Source organism: Microbacterium sp. 69-10 (assembly GCF_001897945.1).
Lineage (GTDB): Bacteria > Actinomycetota > Actinomycetes > Actinomycetales > Microbacteriaceae > Microbacterium.
Map to the genome: position 1 here is coordinate 32661 of NZ_MKRT01000016.1, position 16524 is coordinate 49184.

General features: G+C 69.1%; 14 protein-coding genes. 9 read left to right on the top strand and 5 right to left on the bottom strand.

Going from position 1 to position 16524, the window contains the following annotated elements:
• Position 1: 1 nt before the first annotated feature.
• Positions 2-715, bottom strand: a complete 714-nt coding sequence (locus tag BGN97_RS05665) for a hypothetical protein (protein WP_292698778.1) — start codon at positions 713-715, stop codon at positions 2-4.
• A 96-nt stretch (positions 716-811) separates the two neighbouring features.
• Positions 812-2359: a hypothetical protein gene (locus BGN97_RS05670; protein ID WP_292698780.1), complete on the bottom strand. Its 1548-nt coding sequence runs from the start codon at positions 2357-2359 to the stop codon at positions 812-814.
• A 163-nt stretch (positions 2360-2522) separates the two neighbouring features.
• On the opposite strand from BGN97_RS05670, the gene BGN97_RS05675 reads away from it, so the two are divergent.
• From BGN97_RS05675 to BGN97_RS05705, 7 genes are all read left to right on the top strand, one after another.
• On the top strand, positions 2523-5495 hold the full coding sequence (locus BGN97_RS05675) for a Na+/H+ antiporter subunit A (RefSeq protein WP_292698782.1): 2973 nt from the start codon (positions 2523-2525) through the stop codon (positions 5493-5495).
• Entirely contained in the window at positions 5495-6085 is a 591-nt protein-coding gene (locus tag BGN97_RS05680) for a Na(+)/H(+) antiporter subunit C (protein ID WP_292698784.1), read from the top strand. Before BGN97_RS05675 ends, BGN97_RS05680 begins: the two co-directional genes overlap by 1 nt.
• Positions 6082-7635: a Na+/H+ antiporter subunit D gene (locus BGN97_RS05685; RefSeq protein WP_292698786.1), complete on the top strand. Its 1554-nt coding sequence runs from the start codon at positions 6082-6084 to the stop codon at positions 7633-7635. The genes BGN97_RS05680 and BGN97_RS05685 overlap by 4 nt, the downstream gene beginning before the upstream one ends.
• A complete protein-coding gene (locus BGN97_RS05690; protein ID WP_292698788.1) occupies positions 7632-8216 on the top strand; it encodes a Na+/H+ antiporter subunit E in 585 nt (194 codons plus the stop codon). Before BGN97_RS05685 ends, BGN97_RS05690 begins: the two co-directional genes overlap by 4 nt.
• Entirely contained in the window at positions 8213-8485 is a 273-nt protein-coding gene (locus tag BGN97_RS05695) for a monovalent cation/H+ antiporter complex subunit F (RefSeq protein WP_292698790.1), read from the top strand. Before BGN97_RS05690 ends, BGN97_RS05695 begins: the two co-directional genes overlap by 4 nt.
• 8 nt (positions 8486-8493) lie before the next feature.
• Positions 8494-8886: a monovalent cation/H(+) antiporter subunit G gene (gene mnhG, locus BGN97_RS05700; protein WP_292699026.1), complete on the top strand. Its 393-nt coding sequence runs from the start codon at positions 8494-8496 to the stop codon at positions 8884-8886.
• A gap of 196 nt (positions 8887-9082) precedes the next feature.
• The gene (locus BGN97_RS05705) at positions 9083-10048 is read left to right on the top strand and encodes a type IV toxin-antitoxin system AbiEi family antitoxin domain-containing protein (protein WP_363331407.1); all 966 of its coding nucleotides are present in this window, start codon (positions 9083-9085) and stop codon (positions 10046-10048) included.
• Position 10049: 1 nt separating this feature from the next.
• Here the strand turns inward: BGN97_RS05705 and BGN97_RS05710 are convergent, their stop codons facing one another.
• Positions 10050-10811, bottom strand: a complete 762-nt coding sequence (locus BGN97_RS05710) for an alpha/beta hydrolase (RefSeq protein WP_292698794.1) — start codon at positions 10809-10811, stop codon at positions 10050-10052.
• 115 nt (positions 10812-10926) lie between these two features.
• Here BGN97_RS05710 and BGN97_RS05715 point away from each other — a divergent pair, with 115 nt between their 5' ends.
• A complete protein-coding gene (locus tag BGN97_RS05715) occupies positions 10927-11805 on the top strand; it encodes a patatin-like phospholipase family protein (protein WP_292698796.1) in 879 nt (292 codons plus the stop codon).
• A 97-nt stretch (positions 11806-11902) separates the two neighbouring features.
• On the opposite strand, the gene BGN97_RS05720 is transcribed toward BGN97_RS05715, so the two are convergent.
• Positions 11903-12553 (bottom strand): class I SAM-dependent methyltransferase, encoded by a 651-nt coding sequence (locus tag BGN97_RS05720; protein ID WP_292698798.1) that lies wholly within the window; start codon positions 12551-12553, stop codon positions 11903-11905.
• 216 nt (positions 12554-12769) lie between these two features.
• Between BGN97_RS05720 and BGN97_RS05725 the strand changes: the two genes are divergently transcribed.
• Positions 12770-13834, top strand: coding sequence for a DUF2510 domain-containing protein (locus BGN97_RS05725; protein ID WP_292698800.1), 1065 nt, complete (start codon positions 12770-12772; stop codon positions 13832-13834).
• A 4-nt stretch (positions 13835-13838) separates the two neighbouring features.
• Here BGN97_RS05725 and BGN97_RS05730 read toward each other — a convergent pair whose 3' ends face one another.
• Positions 13839-16511, bottom strand: a complete 2673-nt coding sequence (locus tag BGN97_RS05730) for a penicillin acylase family protein (protein ID WP_292698802.1) — start codon at positions 16509-16511, stop codon at positions 13839-13841.
• Positions 16512-16524 lie beyond the last annotated feature (13 nt).

Genomic DNA, 16524 nt, shown 5'->3' on the forward strand with positions numbered 1-16524 from the left:
CCTACCAGAGGCGCCGAGGGTCTTCTCGTACCAGGCGGCGGAGCGGGCTTTGGGCCGCGGCAAGCGTGGGAAAGTCAGGATTGATCTTCGCGAGCAGAGACAAAGACTCGTTCATCCTTGCGCGCACATTGACTCCGAGGAGATTGTCGTGATGCGCAACACGATTGCGTAGCCGTCTCATCGACTCCAACTGCGCACCCAGGCGGAGGCGGTCCTCATCGGATGACCCCGTGAATGGGAACGCCTCGTGCAGCGCGTCTCGCCAGAGGTCTCTCTGTCGGTGGCCTCCACCCGTGTCGTGGATGAGCTTCACCCAGGCTCCGAACATCAACTGCGCGACGATGTCGTCATGCGTGACCGGTGCGTCGCGCCGAGGGTGACCCTTCGGGCGACGCTGGGACTCCTGAAGGGCGAACCGCCTGGCATCCGGTAGCGATCGCTTCAGGAGGCCGTACACCGGATTGGCGGCGCCATGCTGTGCAGTCCAATCGCGCGCATAGCCTGGTTGCGCCGCGTTCCAGTCGGCCAAGACCGGATCCACGGCATTCCGCACTGCGATTTCGACGAATGACAGCTGCGCGTGCAGCGCGCCCGATACCTGTGTGGCCCACAGGTAGAGGTCTCGGGCGCGTGCTTCATCTCCGGCGCTGGCGATGAGGTAGCCCCTCAGCCGGGCAGCGCCAAGAAGAGACTCAAGATCGCGTTGCACGTCCATAAGCGCCACGGTAACCTAGATGGCGAGAGCGTCGGACAAGGGCCGGCGCGTTGTTTCCCGGAAACCCCTGCTTCGGCAGGGGTTTCTTGTTGTAGCTCAGGAGCGCTGGGGACCGATCTCCAGCGGATGCGAGGTGTAGTCGAGGATGCGGTAGCGGCCGCATCCGATCACGGCATCCGGCCGCGGATCGCCGGCGATCTGCCAGCGCACGGTCTGCGCGTCCTCGATGAGGAAGGTCAGCTCGCCCGCCGCGAAGTCGGTGCGGTTGGCCAGCCAGTTGTAGCCGCGCAGGGTGTGGTCGACCTGCACCAGCTGGGCGGGGTCCTTCAGCAGCATCTTCGGCAGCCGCACGGTCCAGAACTGCCCGCCGCCCGTGCGACCCGACGCGTTCACCCAGTCGACGATGCACGCGGCATCCGGATCGGGGGCTGTCGCTGCGGCGTGGATGCGCGGGACGGATGCCGCGGCTCCCACGGCCAGCAGCGCTGCGCCGATCGCGACCACGGCCTTCACGGGGGAGGGGAACCGGATCGCCCGCGGATGGGCGATGAGCCCGAGAACCGGGGCGAAGGCGATCGGCTCGAGATAGCGAGCCGCGTGCGTGCCCAGCAGGATCGCGCCGACGACCGTCGCGAGCGGGGTGAACCAGCCGTAGGCGGCGAGCAGCATGCCTCCGGCCTTCGAACCTCCGTCGCCGGATCCGGATCGGAAGGTGCGCTGTACGCAGATCAGCAGCAGGGCGAGAGTCAGTGCGGCGGCGCCGATGCCGGCCGGCGTGATCAGCCGCTCACCCGTGAGCGCGCCGTAGTACGCGGCCGACCTCAGCAGCTCGGTCGGATGCGCGTACCCTGTGCCCGGATCCGCGATCCATGCCGAAAGTGGAATACGAATGAGCATTCCCAGGATCGAGCCGCCCACCACCACGAGCAGCGGACGCAGCGCGGGCGGGCCGCACAGCCGCGGATGCACGGTGACGAGCAGCAGGACGATCAGGGGAGCAGTGGCCCAGGCGAGGAACAGCGGATTGGTCGCGGTGGACAGCGTCGTCACGAAGCCGAGCACCGCGAGCAGCGGCCATCCGGCGCGATGTCCGAGATCTGCGCCACGGGGTGACGACGCGCGCGCCTCGAACCAGCGCCGCACCAGCCCGACGGCCAGCACAGCACCGATCACGGTGGCCGAGTAGTAGGTGGTGGTCAGCAGCAGGGACGCCGGCTCCAAGGCATCCCGCGAGGACGACGTCTCGGTCAGCGCCAGCATCCCGAATGCACCCAGGGCGACCAGCGACCAGGCGACGGGCGCTCGACCGGGGCGACGCCGCCCCGCGGCGAGACGGATCGCCCCGTACAGGGCCACCAGGTTCACCACCGCGTTCACGGCCAGCACGCCCATGACAGACAGGGCAGGCAGCAGCATCCGCAGCACCGTGTACACCGCGGTCTCCGGCAGGAACAGCACACCCGAGAACATCCAGTCGAGCCGGTCGTGCTCCAGGATCGACCGCGCCACGAGGGCGACGATGAGCGAATCGCCGTCGCGGAACAGCAGCTCCGAACGCGCGGTGGACGCGACCTGTCCGACGATCACGGTCGACATCGCGACCGCAGCGGCCCACCCCGACGCCTCGCGCCATGCCCCACGCATGGGTTCACTCTCGCACGGCCGGCCTGTCGAGCGGCTGAGATCCGGGGGTGCGAAGGGGTGCCGCATTCGACTCCGGGGAACCGGCGGACGTATCGCCCCGGTAGAATGGACGGAGATTCGCCCGCCCGTGCCGGAAGGCCCCGACGAGCTTGAGGAGCCGCTTATGCTGTTGCTCCTCGCCGTGTTCCTGATCGGGTCGCTGCTTCTCCCCGTTCTGGTGCGCTGGCTCGGAGCACAGGCATTCGTGATCGGCGCGCTGGTTCCGGCCGCCGCATTCGTGCACGCGCTCACGCTCACTCCGCAGGTGCTGGACCCGAAGACGGTTCCGTTCCAGGACTACGAGTGGATCCCGCAGCTCGGTCTGCACCTCTCCATGCGCATGGATGTGCTCGGCTGGGTGCTGACCCTCATCGTCACCGGCGTGGGCGCGCTCGTGCTGCTCTACTGCCGGTGGTACTTCCACGACGACGGGGTCGAGGTCGGCCAGTTCGCGGGCGTGCTGCTCGGCTTCGCGGGCGCCATGTACGGGCTGGTCCTGACCGACGACCTGATCATGCTCGTGATGTTCTGGGAAGTCACCAGCATCCTGTCGTACCTGCTCATCGGCCACTACCGGCGGCGCGCCGCCAGCCGCCGTGCCGCGCTGCAGGCGCTGCTGGTCACCACGCTGGGCGGGCTCGTGCTGTTCGTCGGCGCGGTGCTGCTCGTCGTGGATGCCGGCACGGCCAGCATCCGCGAACTGCTGGAGCTCGCGCCCACCGGACCGATCGTGGATGCCGCGGTCGTGATGCTGCTGATCGGCGCCGTGTCGAAGTCGGCGATCTTCCCGTTCCACTTCTGGCTGCCCGGTGCGATGGCGGCGCCCACGCCCGTGAGCGCCTACCTGCACGCGGCCGCCATGGTGAAGGCCGGCATCTACCTGATCGCCCGATTCGCGCCGATCTTCGCGCTCTCCGCGCCCTGGCGTCCGATCGTCATCTCGCTCGGCGTCCTCACGATGCTGCTGGGCGGCATCCAGGCCCTCCGCGAGACCGACCTCAAGCGCATCCTCGCGTTCGGCACGGTCAGCCAGCTGGGCTTCTTCTCGGTCGTGATCGGGTTCGGCACGCCCGGTGCGGCTCTGGCCGGACTCGCCCTGGTCATCGGGCATGCGCTGTTCAAATCGGCGCTGTTCCTGATCGTCGGCGTGATCGACCGCCAGCTCTCCACGCGTGACATCACCGAGCTCTCCGGCGTCGGGCGCCAGGCGCCGGTGATGGCGACCGCGGCGTTCATCTCGGTGGCCTCGATGATGGGCGTCGCCCCGACCATCGGGTACGTCGCGAAGGAGTCCACGCTCACTGCTCTGCTCGAGGACGCGCAGCACGGATCGGCCTGGGGCTGGGTCGGGCTGATCGGCGTCACTCTCGGCGCGGTGCTGACGGTGGCGTACGGATGCCGGTTCCTCTGGGGCGCCTTCTGGCGGAAGAAGGATGCCTCCGGCGCATATATGCCCGAGACGGCATGGCCGGATCCGCCGGTTGGCTTCCTGGCGTCGCCGATCGTCCTGGCGGGCCTCAGCATCGCCGCGGGCATCGGAGCCCCGGCAGTCGACGTGGCGCTGCAGGGGTACGCGCGAAGCGTGGATCCCTCGACGGGCTCGGGCCACGAGGCGGCCGACCCCGGCCACCTCGCGCTCTGGCACGGATTCGAGCCGGCCCTGTTCCTGTCCATCGGCGCGATCGCCCTGGGCATCGGGACGTTCGTGCTCAGCATCCGCTCCGGCTGGCACCGCTGGCCGCGCCTGCTGCGCTTCACCGCGGCCGACGTCTACTACCTGACCATGCGCGGCGTCGACCGTCTTTCGGTACTGACCACGAGCCTGACGCAGCGCGGTTCGCTGCCGCTGTACGTGGGCACGATCTTCGTGGTGCTGCTCGCCGCGGAGGCCACCGCCCTCGTCGGCGCGGCACCCGAGCGGCTCGCCCTCTCGGCCTGGCACACGCCGGTGCAGATCGTCGTCGCACCGATCATGGCCGTCGCCGGCGTCATCGCCGTGCGCGCGCAGAAGCGCTACACCGGCGTGGTGCTGGTCTCGGTCACCGGCCTCGGCATGGTGGTGCTGTTCGCGACCAGCGGCGCTCCCGATCTGGCGCTGACGCAGATCCTCGTCGAGACCGTCACCATGGTCACCTTCGCGCTCGTGCTGAGGCGGCTGCCCTCGCGGATGGGGAAGCACAACGCATCCGTCGGACGCGTCCCGCGCGCCGTCCTGGCCATCGGCGTCGGCGTGACCATGGCCCTGGTCGCGATCGTCGCGACGCAGGCGCGCATCTTCGACCCGATCTCGGTGGAGTTCCCGCAGCTGGCCTACGACCTCGGGCACGGCAAGAACGTCGTGAACGTGGCGCTCGTCGATCTGCGCGGCTGGGACACGATGGGCGAGCTCAGCGTGCTGGTGCTCGCCGCCACCGGCGTGGCATCCCTCGTCTTCGTCACGCATCGGGCGGATCTGCCCTCGACGACCCGCGACCTGCCGCAGACCGCGCGGCGCCGCACCGCGCGCCGCCCGATGGTCGAGACCGCCGACGGCCCGCGCTTCCAGACGTCGGAGAACCGCGACGCGCCGCGCGCCTGGCTGGTCAGCGGCCAGCGGATCAAGGCGGAGGACCGCTCGATCCTGCTCGAGGTCATCGTGCGGGTGCTGTTCCACACCATCATCGTGGTGTCCATCTACCTGCTCTTCGCCGGGCACAACGGCCCGGGCGGCGGCTTCGCCGGCGGACTCGTCGCCGGCATGGCGCTGGTGATGCGCTACATCGCCGGCGGCCGCTGGGAGCTGGGAGCTGCGGCGCCGACGGATGCCGGTCGTCTGCTCGGCTTCGGCCTGATCCTGGCCGTGGGCGCGGCGCTCATGCCCATGTTCTTCGGCATGGCGCCGCTGGAGAGCGCGGTCTGGTTAGCCGACGTGCCGCTGCTCGGCCACCTGGAGTTCGTGTCGTCGACGGTCTTCGACATCGGCGTGTACCTGGTCGTGATCGGCCTGGTGCTCGACGTGCTGCGCAGCCTGGGCGCCGAGGTCGACAGACAGGCCGCCGAGCGCCGCGGCCGCTTCCAGCCCGCCACCGAGCGCGGCGGCAAGGGGGTGCAGCGCTGATGGACGTCTCGCTGACCCTGATCATCATCATGGCCGTGCTGTTCGCCGCCGGCGTCTACGCCATGATGGAGCGCAGCCTGACCCGCGTGCTGATCGGCTTCCTGCTGCTGGGCAACGCCACCAACCTGCTGCTGCTGATCGTGATGGGCGTCCCGGGCAAGGCGCCGTTCTTCGGCGAGGAGGGCGCGATCAGCGATCCACTGCCGCAGGCGCTCACGCTCACCGCCATCGTGATCACCTTCGCGGTGTCGGCCTTCCTGCTGGCGCTCATCTACCGCTCCTGGCAGCTGGGCCAGGCCGACACCGTCGAGGACGACGTCGACGACATCGCGCTGCGCGAGCGGACGGATGCCGAGGAGGAGCTGTTCGAAGACGAGTCCTCGCCCGACGAGGAGGAGGCCACCACCGACTTCGTCGGGACCGCCACCTCGCCGATCACCGTGCTGCATATGCGCGATCACGCATCCATCGACGACGACGCCCCCATGGACGTTCCGGATCCCTCGCCCCGACCCGCGGGAACCGCGGGCGATGACGACGAAGGGCGCCGTCCTGAGCGAGCGCAGCGAGACGAAGGGGACCGCCCATGACCTCGCTCGTTCCCCTCATCGTGATGCTGCCGCTGCTCGGCGCCGCGGTCACGCTCGTGTTCGGCCGCAACCCGCGCCTGCAGATGCTGGTGACGGCGGCCACCCTGGCTGCGGTCTCGATCATCGGCGCGGTGCTGCTGGTGGCGGTGGATGCAGCCGACAAGCCGTTCGCGGTGTCGGTCGGCGGCTGGCCCGTGCCGTTCGGGATCGTGCTGTACGTCGACCGGCTCGCCGCGCTGCTCGTGCTCGTCTCGAGCATCGTGCTGCTCGCGGTGCTGCTGTTCTCGATCGGTCAGGGTGCCGCGGACGGCGTCGAGGAGACGCCGATCTCGATCTTCAATCCGACGTACCTGATCCTCGCTGCGGGCATCTTCGACGCGTTCATCGCCGGCGACCTGTTCAATCTCTACGTCGGGTTCGAGATCCTGCTGGTCGCCTCGTACGTGCTGATCACGCTGGGCAGCACCGAATCGCGTATCCGCACAGGTGCGGTCTACATCGTCGTGTCGCTGGTCTCGTCGATCCTGTTCCTGGCCGCGATCGCGATGATCTACGGCGCCGTCGGCACCGTGAACATGGCGCAGGTCGCCGAGCGCGTCGCGCAGCTGCCGACGGAGACCCAGCTCGTCCTGCATCTGATGCTCGTGATCGCGTTCGGAATCAAGGCCGCCATCTTCCCGGTGTCGTTCTGGCTGCCCGACTCGTACCCCACGGCCCCGGCGCCGGTCACCGCGGTGTTCGCCGGCCTGCTGACGAAGGTCGGCGTGTACGCCCTGATCCGCACCGAGACGCAGCTCTTCGCGAGCAGCGACATCAACACTCTGCTGCTGATCGTGGCCCTGGCCACGCTGGTGATCGGGGTGCTGGGCGCCGTCGCGCAGGCCGAGCTCAAGCGCATCCTGTCGTTCACCCTGGTCAGTCACGTCGGATACATGATCTTCGGCCTGGCCATCGCGACCGAGGCCGCGATCGGCGCCACGGTGTACTACATCGTGCACCACATCGTCGTGCAGACCACGCTGTTCCTGGCCGTCGGTCTCATCGAGCGCAAGGCGGGCAGCACCTCGATCCTCAGGGTCAGCGGCCTGATGAAGGCGGCGCCGCTGCTGGCCGTGCTCTACTTCGTGCCGGCGATCAACCTGGGCGGCCTCCCGCCCTTCTCCGGCTTCATCGGCAAAGTCGCGCTGTTCGAGTCGGCTGCGCAGGTGGGCACGCCCCTGATGATCGTGCTGATCCTCGGCGGCATCCTCACCTCGCTGCTCACGCTGTACGCGCTGATGCGCGCCTGGAACCTGGCGTTCTGGCGCGAGGGCGACGACCTCGCCGAGATCGAGGGCCGTGTCGGCTACCTGGGCAACGCGCCGGACGCCGACGTGCAGACCGAGACCCGCCGCATCCCCGCGATCATGACCGTCGCGACGGCGGGCATGGTCGCCGTCACGATCGCCCTGACCGTGTTCGCCGGCCCGCTGTACGCGCTGTGCGACCGGATCGGCGCGGGCCTGCTCCAGCCGATCACGCTGCAGCAGATCGATGAGGAGGCCGGATGAGCCCCGAATCGAAGCACCTGACCAAGCGCGGCCTGCTGCGCGACATCCTGCTACAGCTGCCGTTCATGCTGTGGCTGATCCTGATCTGGATGCTGCTCTGGCACCAGTTCACTCCGCTGGCGCTGGTCACAGGCATCCTGGTCGCGATCTTCGTGACCCGCGTGTTCCGCCTGCCGACCGTCGAGCTCGTCGGCCGCATCAACGTCTGGTACTCGCTGGTGTTCATCGTGCGGTTCCTGGGCGCGGTGGTGCTGGGCGCCATCAGCGTGGCCATCCAGGTGTTCGACTTCCGGCGCCAGCCGGGCGCCGCGATCGTCGAGATCCCGCTGCGATACGCCGACGACATCGTCACCACGCACGTCGCCGTCACGGCATCCCTCATCCCGGGGTCGCTGGTGGTCGAGAGCGATCGCGACCGCCGCATCCTGTACCTGCACGTGATCGGCGTGCGCAGCCGCACCGACGTGGATGCGTTCCGCGACGAGGTGCTGCGCTGGGAGCGCCGCATCGTGCGCGCCGTGGGGACGCCCGAGCAGTACGCGGCGCTGAAGGCGGACGAGAAGAGGGGAGGCGCCCGATGAACGACATCCTGTTCATCGCGATCATGGTCGTGTTCGGCCTGGCCGCGATCCTGAGCGTGATCCGCATCGTGCGCGGCCCGTCGATCCTCGACCGCACGGTGGCCTCCGACGTGCTGCTCACCGAGGTGATGTGCGTGCTCGGCGCCGACATGGCGATCAACGGGCACATGCGCAACGTCCCGGTCATGCTCATCATCGCGGCCGTCGCCGTGTTCGGCTCGATCGCGGTGGCCCGGTACGTCGCGCGGAGGGACAACACGGCACCATGACCTTGACCATGACCTCGTTCCTCGAGATCGCCCTGCCCCAGCCGGTCGCGGATGCGATCGTGCTGGTGCTGGTGCTGATCGGCGCGATCCTGTGCCTGTCGGCCGCTGTCGGGCTGCTGCACTTCCGCGACGTGCCGAGCCGCTTGCACGCCGCCACCAAGCCGCAGGTGCTCGGCCTGGTGCTGATCTGCCTGGCGATCGCGGTCGCGCAGCGCACCATCGGCGGGATGCTGCTGGGCCTGCTCATCGTGATCCCGGTGATCCTGCTGCAGTTCGCCACGGCGCCGCTGTCGGCGCACATGGTGGGCCGCCAGGCGTACCGCAACGGCACGGTCGACCACCAGGGGCTCATCGTCGACGAGTACGCGGACTCCAAGACGACGCCGCCCGCCGCGGGCTGAGGCGCGCGGTCGCCATAACTCCGGAGATCTGAAGCCGATCGGCCCGGGTGCGCGTCTACGGGCGGGCTTCGGCGGCATTTTTCCGGAGTTATGGCGATGACGACTGCTCCTGCACAGGACGGAAGTCACGCGAACCTGTCCACATCCGCCGGATTCGAGCCGGACGGAGTTGCCTCCGTCCGTCAAGATCGCGTGCATGCCGAGATCCGACCCCAGCCCTCGCGAGCGACTCGCTGCAATTCAGGGGATCAGAGTCCTCAGCCGTGATGACCTTCGGGCGGCTGGTCTCACCACTCAAAGGGTGACGGCGAGCGTGCGCGAGGGGCGCCTCATGCGGTTGCGCCGCGGTGCATACGTCAGCAAAGAGGTACCGAATGAAGTCGTCGAGGCGGTGCGGTCGGGCGGTCGTGTCACGTGCCTGACGCTGTTACGGCTGATCGGCGTCTTCGTGCTGGAGCGCGCCGAGGTGCACATCCACATGCCGCCGCATCTGTCACGTAGTCGACATCGCCGACCTGACTCGGCAGTGCTGCACTGGGGAGAATGCCAGAGGGAAGGCCAATCACATGTGGTCTCGCTGTGGGATGCTGTGCGCCAATCGGTCAGATGTCAGACGCCGAGGGCCGCCATCGCCACGCTCGACAGTGTCCTGCATCATCGACTGCTGACGTCGGCGGAGGTCGAGTCGATCTTCCGGACACTTCCTCTTCGCTTCCAGGTGCTGTCGCCGCTGATCGACTCGTCGGCGGAATCGGGGCCGGAGACGTTCATGCGACTGCTGCTCCGCTCGCTCGGGTTGTCATATGAGACTCAGGTACGACTGCCCGGAGTCGGTCGGGTCGACTTCGTTGTTGAGGGCTGGCTCGTCATCGAGTGCGACAGTCGTGAGTTCCATGAAGGCTGGGAAAAGCAGGTCGACGACCGTCGCCGAGATCTCGCGGCTGCGGAACTCGGATATGTCACCATCCGTCCGCTTGCTTCGGACATCTTCGGACGGCCAAACGAGGTGAAGGAGGCCGTCAAAGCGGTTGTGGAGGCCTTCGGCACTCGTGTCGGCGAGCAGCGAGCGCCACAACTCCGGAGATCTGCGCGCGAGACTGCCGTTGCGCGGAGAACTGGGCAGAGAAAGGGGCGGTTCTCCGGAGTTATGGCCGCCGGCTGACTCAGAGCCCGCCCACGAAGTCGCGTATCTTCTCGGCCGCAGGGCCGACGTCGCTGATCAGGGTGCCGTGGCCATGGTCGGGGATCTCCTCGAACCGGGCATCCGGCACCAGTTCCACGATCTCGTGGCACCAGGTCATCGGCGCCAGCGGGTCGCGCTGGCCGCGCAGCACGAGCGTCGGCACCTGCACTCGCGGGTACGCCTTCTCGGGCTCGTGGACGATGGTCGCGCGCATCTTGCGGATGAGGTGCGGACCGCCGCGCAGGTACTCGCGCGCGCCGCGCCACAGCACGGTCGGCCGTTCGCCGATCAGGTCTCGAAGCAGGTAGCCGAACTGCACCCGGATGGTGCGCGCGGTGCTGTCCACGGTGGGTCCGGCCAGGATCAGCGCGGAGACGACGTCCGGATGCCGCGCCGCGACCTCTGCGGCGACCTGGCTTCCCATCGAATGGCCGAGCACCACGGCATCCGCCACCTCGCGGGAGCGGAGGAACGCCGCCACCAGGTCGGCGTGACGCTCCATGGTGAGCGTCCTGCGCGGCTCGGGCGCCTCACCGAATCCGGGGAGGTCGATGCCGATCACGCGGCCGCCCAGGCGCTGCACCAGGTCGATGTACACGCTGCGGCCCATGCCGATGCCGTGCAGCAGCACGACGGGGCGGGCGCCGGATCCGAAATCCTCGAAGACGAGCGTCGCCCCGCCGTGGTCGAACTCGCCCAGCTGCACGCGACTCCCCTCGGGTGCGAGCAGACGTTCCGGCATCCGTCCACGCTACCGGGAAGGCGGCGGGAACGCGCTGCACGGGACCTCGTCCGGGGCCGGATGGCAAGGAAGGGGACTGACGGTCGCAGCACCTGCGTGCTAGCGTCTTCCCCGCATGAGCACACACACCAGGGCACTCATCCTGGGCGGCGCGGGTTCGGCGGGTAACGCCTGGCTGATCGGCACCGTCGCAGGGCTCCTCGAACGCGGGGTCGATGTGACGGACGCCGATCTCATCGTCGGCACGTCCGCCGGATCGACGACCGCCGTGCAGCTGGTCTCGGGAGACCCGCGCGAGCTGTACGAGGCGACCATCGCGCCTGTTCCGCCACGGTCCCCGGCGGGTCCTGCGACGCGGGGCGCGGGCGGGCCTCCGCGCGTGAATCATCTCGAGCGCACGACCGCGATCATCGCGGCATCCGCGGATGCCGTCGACATGCGCCGCCGCCTCGGCGCCTCGGCACTGGAGCTGGACGCGTCCGACGACGGAACGGCCGCGCGGCGCTGGCGCGAGGTGTGCGCCTCGCGACTCCCCGCGCAGGAGTGGCCGGACAGGCGGATCGTGATCACCGCGGTCGATGCGCGCACGGGGGATCCGGTGCTGTTCGACCGTGACAGCGGAGTCGACCTGGCGGATGCCATTGCCGCGAGCACCTCGAGCGGCCTGCCGCACCGCATCGGCGAAGACCGCTACATCGACGGCGGCTACCGCACGAACGCCGACAACGCCGATCTGGCGGCGGGGTATCAGCGTGTGCTCGTGCTCTCGCCGTTCGGAGGGCGCACGCGCTCGCCGAAGGAGTGGGGCCTGCACCTCGCGGATCAGATCGCGGCTCTGCACGCCGCCGGAAGCCACGTCGAGACGGTGTTCCCGGACGACGAGCGGCTGTTCGGGGCGAACGCGATGGACCCGTCGCTGCGCGCGCCCGCGGCACGCTCGGGGCACGAACAGGGTATGGCACTCGCTGATCGGGTTCGCGCGCTCTGGGACTGACCGCGTCATTCCGGACGCGTCCGTGACGGCGCCCACCCCGTACCGACGCACCTTTCGTGTGCATGGGTTGGCGCAGATCCGAGCGTCCGACGGACGGTCACCCTTGCGGTGCGATCCAGAACGCGGTGTAGCGCCAGAAGAGCCGCCGACGCATTCGGATGCCAGGAAGCACGGCGGACGCTGCGGCACGGATGTCCTCGAAGGTCTGCGACGCCTCGGCTACGGGCGAGGTCATGTGCTCGGGATGGCGGACCGCCCGGCGGGGATGGCGCAGCAGGCCGATGATCGGATTCAGGGCCATCGACACGGCGGAGCGCAGCCCGTCGCTCGGCGTCTCCTTCGCGATTCCGACTACGACCAACCTCCCTCCTGGGCGCAGCGAATCGCGGACGGTCGTCAGCGCCGCGTCGAGCGACATGTGGTGAAGGGACGCCACGAACACGACGAGATCGTAGGCGTTCCGGGGCTCCGTCCCGAAAGCACGGACATCGATGCGCACTTGTGGAGATGCCGCCCGCGCTTCGGCGATCGCCGCGGATGGCGCGTCCGGCTCGATTCCGATCACTACGGGAAACACCCGAGCGAGCCGCCTCAACAGGTTTCCCGTGCCGCACCCGACATCCACGGCGGTGTCGCCTCCTGCGCGGCGGACGGCCCGGGCATGCCGGAGAACGAACCCCGAGTACGCGTCGTTGTGCGACCAGGGATGCGCCGCGTTGAACCGGCCGAGTGTCTCCAGAAGTCGCACGTCCATGAAGCTCACCATAGGCGCGGGGCCGCAGATGATGATCGCGGTGAATGGACGCATCGATCTGGACTGAGGTCGCCGATGAGCCGGGCTCGGTGGCGCGGGGTGCTCGGCGCGAGCCACCTCGCGCGTCCACGGGACGGCGGAGCCCAGGCGCGCGGGCTTGTACGATCGAGCGCAGGGGGAGGCCGCTCGGCCGAACCGGAGAGGACGAGCATGGCGGCGCAGCCGGGATGGTATCCGGCCGGGGTTCCCGGGCGTGAGCGCTGGTGGGACGGACTGCAGTGGACCGCGTACGAGCGCGAGGTGGCGGCGCCGGCGGCCCCGATGATCCCGCAGACGCCTTCGGTTCAGACGCCTTCAGCTCCGCAGACGTCGATCCCGCAGGCGTCAGTCCCGCAGGCCCCCGCGATCCCGCAGGCGCCCGCGATCCCGCAGGCCCCCGCGCCGCAGCATCTGCAGTTCGCCGCGCCCGGCGCCCCGTTCGCAACCACCGGCGGCGCCCAGTTCGCCGCCGCCCCGCAGTTCGCGCCGACGCCGCAGCCCACGGTCCACCCGCAGTCCGCGGCAGCGCAGGTCGTCACCCCGCCGATGGGCTGGTACGCCTTCCCGCCGTCGGGGCAGACGCGCTGGTGGAACGGTGTGGACTGGACCGCCTACAAGCTCAAGAACGGCCGGGTGCGGGCCGACGCCTATGCCGTGGAGCCTCCGGGAATGGGCTGGGTGCTTGGCGGGATGTTCGCGCTGATCGCCCTGATGAACCTGTTCATGGGACTGCTGAATCCCGGCATGGGCGCGCTGTCCATCGTGTGGTTCGCCATCTCGATCGTGTGGTTCGTCGGCGCCGGTCGCGACCACGCGCGTCGCCGGGTTCCGCCGCCCACGACCGCCCCGTCCGTGGACGCCGAGCTGCGGCCCTTCCCCGGTGAGGCGGATGCCGCCGGAGCCGGCTGGTACGTCGTCAGCGGCGCTGTGCTGCGCTGGTGGACGGGAACGCGCTGGGCGCACTACGTGCTGGACCGGGGCCGCGTGCGCCCCACGCACTTCGCTCCGCGGGCCTTCCGCACCTCGATGATCACGTCCGCAGTCATCGGCGGGCTGGGCCTGATCGGTCTGGTCGGCGGCATCGTGCTGGCGAACACCACCGACGACTCCGAAGCAGGAATCATGTTCGCCGTCCTGGGCGGCGCATTCGTGTTCATCGCCCTGATCCTGCTGATCAGCGTGTACGCCCGCCGCTACGCCCTGATCCTGCCGGCGAAACCGCCGCAGCAGCGCTGACCGCTCAGCCCGCGGGCTTCAGCACCAGGGTGTCGACGGTCGCCTCGGCGACGGCCTTCTTCGTGAACGCCCAGGGATGCTGGACCCCGGCGGCCCAGTCCTCGGTCTGGTCGGTGTAATGCTCGTTGAACGCGTGGCCGCTGGCACCGGTGAGGTGGATCCAGGTCGAGTCGTCGAAGTCGGCGAGGTCGACCACCATGCGCATGGACGGCACGGTCGTGGTCGCGTACGACTCGCCCACCTTCCAGCCGGTGGCGTTCACGAGCGACGACCCGCCGCTGACCGGGAACGGCCCGCGGTTGAAGAGCATCTCGATCGGGGCGATCCCCGACGAGCCCAGCGTCGAGCTGCGCAGCGTCAGCGCATGCAGCGAGCCCCAGTTCCAGCGGCTCACGTCGTCGCCCTGCAGCTTCGACAGTTCGGCGTACGCCTGCTCGGCGGAGTGCGCGAGCACAGCGTCCATCCCGTCGACCTTCAGCCGGTCGTTGGTCCACAGCGGGTCGGAGGGGTCGTCGAGCATGGCGCCGACCACCGTGAACAGCCGCCCCTGATCGCCCGTGGGCAGCGGCACCTCGCGGTCGATGAAGACGTTGCGCACCAGGTTCGACCACAGCACGTTCGCGTAGGCGGCGGCGGGCGAGTCGGCGCGGTTCTGGGCATCCCAGGTCCGCAGCAGGCCGACCGCGGCCTTCGGACCCGCGCCCTCGACCTTCACATCGGCCATCGCCACGGCGAGCTGCTTGCCGATCCACATCTCGTCGTCCATCTGGATGTCGCGCAGATCCTGCGGCTTCAGGGGCCCCGCGGCCGACTTCCGCTCGATCAGGTGCGCGATGCGGGCCGCGCGGTAGCCGTAGTCCCAGTCCCGCGACAGGAAGTACGGGTAGTCGTCGGCGACGATCGCGTTGTTGGCCGTGACGATGTAGCCGTTGCTCGGGTTGTACGACACGGGCAGATCCTCGAAGGGGATGAACCCGGTCCAGTCGTAGGCGCTGTCCCAGCCGGGCTGCGGCAGCCAGCCGTCGCCCGCGCCGCGGATCGGCAGCCGGCCGGGGGCCTGGTAGCCGATGTTCCCCTTCTTGTCCGCGTAGATCAGGTTCTGCGCGGGCACGTCGAACAGGGATGCCGCGTGGCGGAAGTCCGTGAAGTCCTTGGCCGTGTCGAGCGCGAAGATCGCCTTCGCCGTGGTGCCGGGGTCGAGCGCCGTCCAGCGCAGGCTGACGGCGATGTCGCCCTCGGGGATCTCAGGTGCATCCGTGAGCGGCAGCACGCCCTCGCCCGAGCCCTTGCCGACACCCACCACGGGCGCGTCCGCGATGGCCGTGAAGTCGTCCGTGAGACCGGAGATGATGGGGCCGTGCGCGGTGCGCCGGATGGTGAGCGGCACGTCCTTCCCGCCCGCGACTTTGATGACGTCCTTCTCCACCTCGATCGGCTGCAGCGCGCCGTCGCGCCAGTACTGCTCGCCCTGCACCTTCTCGATGTACAGATCGGCGACATCGGTGGTGAGGTTCGTGAAGCCCCAGGCGATCTTCTCGTTGTGCCCGATCACGATGCCGGGCAGGCCCGAGAACGAGAAGCCGGCGGTGTCGAACGGGCAGGCCTCACTGACCTTCGCGCACTTGAGCTGCATCTGGTACCAGACGGAGGGGAGCGCGGCGCCGAGGTGCGGGTCGTTCGCGAGCAGGGGCTTGCCGCTGGCGGTGAGGTCGCCGGAGACGACCCAGGAGTTGGAGCCGATGCCCTCGCCCACCGGACCCAGCAGCATGCTCGCCGCCTCGATCACGCTGTCGGCCTGCTGCCACTGCACGGTCGTGACGGCGTCCGACACGTCGGTGTTCGTGCCCGGCTTCGTCGAGAAGGATGCCGGCGCCGTGCCGCCCTCGTCGCCGTCGACCTTCAGAGGATCGAGCGTGGAGATCTTCGGAACGATCACCGGATTCTGCTCGAACGGGTACGCCGGGTACACGCGGTCGATGAGAGTCTTGGCATCGGCATCCGATTCGCCGGCCTTGCTCAGCTGCGCGGCGAGCATCGCGCGGTCGGTCTCGTCGCCGATGTTGGTACGCAGGTCCCACGCCATCGCCTTCAGCCACGCCACGGAGTCCGCTGGCTGCCACGGCTCGGGCTCGTAGTCCGGGTTCTGCACGCCGAGCACCGCGTACTCCAGCGACAGCTCCGCGCCCGAGCGCGACGCCAGGTAGGCGTTCACCCCGGCCGCGTACGCCTCGTAGTAGCCGCGGGTGGTGTCGTCGAGCGCCTCGACCTCCTGCTCAGCGACCTTCCGCCAGCCCAGCGTGCGCAGGAAGGCGTCGGTGGGAACCTGGGATGCCCCGAACATCTCCGCCACGCGGCCAGAGGTCACGTGCCGGCGGAAGTCCATCTCGAAGAAGCGGTCCTGCGCGTGTGTGAAGCCCTGGGCGAAGAACAGGTCGTCGGTGGACGATGCGGTGATCGTGGGGATGCCGAGGGCATCGCGCTGCACGGTGACGTTCTTCTCGAGCCCCTTCACGCTGAGCTCGCCGGAGGTCTCGGGGAAGGAGCGCTGGATGGTCCAGACCAGGAAGAAGGCCGCGGCGGTCGCGATGACCAGCAGGGATGCCAGTACGAGGAAGGCGATGCGCCCGATGCGGCCGCCGAGCGATCGGCGGGGTGCGGTCGTGGTGTCTGTCGTCATCGGCGGGTTCCCC

Bases quoted from the DNA above. Each gene is read 5' to 3' on its own strand.
- BGN97_RS05690 (WP_292698788.1), top strand. From the start codon at position 7,632: ATGAGCCCCGAATCGAAGCACCTGACCAAGCGCGGCCTGCTGCGCGAC.
- BGN97_RS05680 (WP_292698784.1), top strand. From the start codon at position 5,495: ATGGACGTCTCGCTGACCCTGATCATCATCATGGCCGTGCTGTTCGCC.
- BGN97_RS05710 (WP_292698794.1), bottom strand. From the start codon at position 10,811: ATGCCGGAACGTCTGCTCGCACCCGAGGGGAGTCGCGTGCAGCTGGGC.
- BGN97_RS05675 (WP_292698782.1), top strand. From the start codon at position 2,523: ATGCTGTTGCTCCTCGCCGTGTTCCTGATCGGGTCGCTGCTTCTCCCC.
- BGN97_RS05695 (WP_292698790.1), top strand. From the start codon at position 8,213: ATGAACGACATCCTGTTCATCGCGATCATGGTCGTGTTCGGCCTGGCC.
- BGN97_RS05705 (WP_363331407.1), top strand. From the start codon at position 9,083: ATGCCGAGATCCGACCCCAGCCCTCGCGAGCGACTCGCTGCAATTCAG.
- BGN97_RS05730 (WP_292698802.1), bottom strand. From the start codon at position 16,511: ATGACGACAGACACCACGACCGCACCCCGCCGATCGCTCGGCGGCCGC.
- BGN97_RS05715 (WP_292698796.1), top strand. From the start codon at position 10,927: ATGAGCACACACACCAGGGCACTCATCCTGGGCGGCGCGGGTTCGGCG.
- BGN97_RS05685 (WP_292698786.1), top strand. From the start codon at position 6,082: ATGACCTCGCTCGTTCCCCTCATCGTGATGCTGCCGCTGCTCGGCGCC.
- BGN97_RS05665 (WP_292698778.1), bottom strand. From the start codon at position 715: ATGGACGTGCAACGCGATCTTGAGTCTCTTCTTGGCGCTGCCCGGCTG.
- BGN97_RS05725 (WP_292698800.1), top strand. From the start codon at position 12,770: ATGGCGGCGCAGCCGGGATGGTATCCGGCCGGGGTTCCCGGGCGTGAG.
- BGN97_RS05670 (WP_292698780.1), bottom strand. From the start codon at position 2,359: ATGCGTGGGGCATGGCGCGAGGCGTCGGGGTGGGCCGCTGCGGTCGCG.
- mnhG (WP_292699026.1), top strand. From the start codon at position 8,494: ATGACCTCGTTCCTCGAGATCGCCCTGCCCCAGCCGGTCGCGGATGCG.